Origin of the sequence: Cellulomonas septica, from assembly GCF_012396155.1 — a bacterium.
GTDB lineage: Bacteria > Actinomycetota > Actinomycetes > Actinomycetales > Cellulomonadaceae > Cellulomonas > Cellulomonas septica.
The window spans coordinates 1-2,407 of the sequence record NZ_JAAXOY010000558.1 but is presented as its reverse complement, the minus strand read 5'-3'; the positions used below and the strand labels follow the sequence as shown (position 1 = coordinate 2,407).

Annotated in this window: 2 protein-coding genes; both read left to right on the top strand. The window is 74.0% G+C overall.

What is annotated here, in order from left to right; all coding sequences use genetic code 11:
* Positions 1–786, top strand: a 786-nt coding sequence (locus HGA02_RS16510) for a cytochrome c biogenesis CcdA family protein (RefSeq protein ID WP_425483074.1), incomplete at its 5' end; no start/stop codon positions are given.
* 1 nt (position 787) lies between these two features.
* Positions 788–2,407, top strand: a 1,620-nt coding sequence (gene resB, locus HGA02_RS16505) for a cytochrome c biogenesis ResB family protein (RefSeq protein ID WP_168680212.1), incomplete at its 3' end; no start/stop codon positions are given.

The following is a 2,407-nucleotide window of genomic DNA, read 5'->3' as shown; positions in this document are numbered from 1 at the left end:
GCACCCGCCGGGCGCCGGCGCCGCATCGCCACCGCGCTCGACTCCTGGCGCGAGCCGCGCACGCTGCTCATCGGTGTCGTCATCATGGCCGCCGCGCTCTCCGAGGGGTCCGCCAACGACTGGCTGTCGCTCGCGGTCGTCGACGGGTTCGACCGCAGCGAGGCCGTCGGCGGCGCGATGCTCGGCGTGTTCGTCGGTGCCATGACCGTCGTGCGGCTGCTCGGGACGCGCCTCATCGACACGTTCGGCCGCGTCGCCGTGCTGCGCGTGTCGGGCGTCGTCTCGCTCGGCGGCCTGCTGCTGCGCTGGCAGGACCCGGTCACGCGCGTGCTGGGCCTCGTCGTGATCGTCATGGGCCTCGGGTTCCTGGGCCTGATCCCGTTCCTGCAGAACGAGCGCCGCCTCCACCTCGCACCCCGCGCCGGGCTCTGGGGTGCACCGCTGCTCGGTGTGACGTTCGGGCTCGGGTGGACGCCCTGCATCGGCCCGACGCTCGCCGCGATCCTCACGCTGTCGCTCGACGGCGGCTCGGCCGGTCGCGGCGCGCTGCTCGCGGTCGCGTTCTGCGTCGGCCTCGGCCTGCCGTTCCTGCTCGTCGCCCTCGGGCTCGAGAGCAGCACGCGCATGGTGGGCTTCCTGCGCCGCCACCGCCGCGCGATCATGCGGGTGGGCGGCGCGATGCTCGTTATCCTGGGCTTCGCGCTCGTGACGGGCGTGTGGGGCACGTGGGCGTCCTGGCTCCAGGGCGTCCTGACGGGCTACGACCCCTTCGTGCCGGTGGTGTGACGTGACGACCTACCGCCCCGAGGGCCTCGACGACGCGTTCACGCAGCCCACGGACGCGCCCGACGCGCCCGCGGGTGCCCCCGTCCAGCTGCCGACGCTCGGCTTCACCGGGTGGGTGCGCTGGGCGTGGCGCCAGCTCACGAGCATGCGCGTCGCGCTGCTGCTGCTCATGCTGCTCGCCGTCGCCGCCGTGCCCGGCACCCTCTTCCCGCAGCGCGTGCAGGACCCGGCCAAGGTCGCGCAGTACCTGATCGACCACCCGACGACGGGCCCCTGGCTCGACCGCCTCGGGTTCTTCGGCGTCTACTCGTCGGTCTGGTTCTCGGCGATCTACCTGCTGCTGTTCGTGTCGCTCGTGGGCTGCATCCTGCCGCGCACCCAGGTGCACCTCGCGGGGGTCCGCGGCCGTCCGCCGCGCACGCCGCGCCGCCTCGGCCGGTTCCCCGCGCAGGGCGGCGGGACGACGGACGACGACGCGCGCACCGTCGCCGAGCGCGCCGCGGCCACCATGCGCCGCGGCTGGTCGTGGCTCCCGTTCGTGCCGACGTACCGCGTCGACGTGCACGACGAGGGCGGCGGCACGTGGTCGGCCGCGGGGGAGCGCGGGTACCTGCGCGAGACCGGGAACCTCGTGTTCCACCTCGCGCTCGTCGGGCTGCTCGTGTCGGTCGCGACCGGCCAGCTGCTGCACTACCGCGGCCAGGCGATCGTCGTGCAGGGGCGCGGGTTCGCGAACGCGCAGGTCGACTACGACACGTTCGAGAACGGCACCGCGTTCGACCCGTCGACGCTCGTGCCGTTCACGCTGCGGCTCGACGAGTTCGACGCGCGCTTCGACCCCGAGACGCTCCAGTCCCGCGACTTCACGGCGCACGTCACGCTCACGGAGCCGGGCGACGCGCCGCAGGAGCGGACCATCAAGGTCAACCACCCGCTGACCGCGGGCGGCGCCAAGGTCTACCTGCAGGGCAACGGCTACGCGCCCGAGCTCACGGTCCGCGACGCGGCGGGCGAGGTCGCGTTCGCCGGGGCCGTGCCGTTCCTGCCGCAGGACGAGGTGTACACGTCGCGCGGCGTCGTCAAGGTGCCTGACGTGTCGGGCGACCAGCAGCAGATCGGCATCGTCGGGTACCTGCTGCCGACGGCGACGCAGGTCAGCGACACCCTGTACCGCTCGACCGACCCGCAGCCGGACGACCCGCTGCTCGTGCTGTCCGTGTGGTCGGGCAACCTCGGCCTCGACACCGGCGTGCCGCAGAACGTCTACGAGCTCGACGAGTCGCGCATGGAGCAGGCCGTCGACGCCGACGGGAACGTCGTCACGCTCTACGTCCGTCCGGGCGAGACGGTCGACCTGCCCGAGGGCCTCGGCACCCTGACGTTCGACGGCCTGCCGCGGTTCGTCGCGCTCGACCTCCGCCACGACCCGGCGCTCACGTTCGTGCTCGTGTTCTCGCTCCTCGCGTTCGGCGGCCTCGCGGCGAGCCTGTTCGCCCCGCGCCGCCGCGTGTGGGTGCGCGCGACGCCCGGGACCGGCGACGACGCGGGTCGTACAGTGGTCACCGCGGCGGGACTCGCCCGCGGCGACGACGTCGGCCTCCAGCCCGAGCTCGACCGGCTG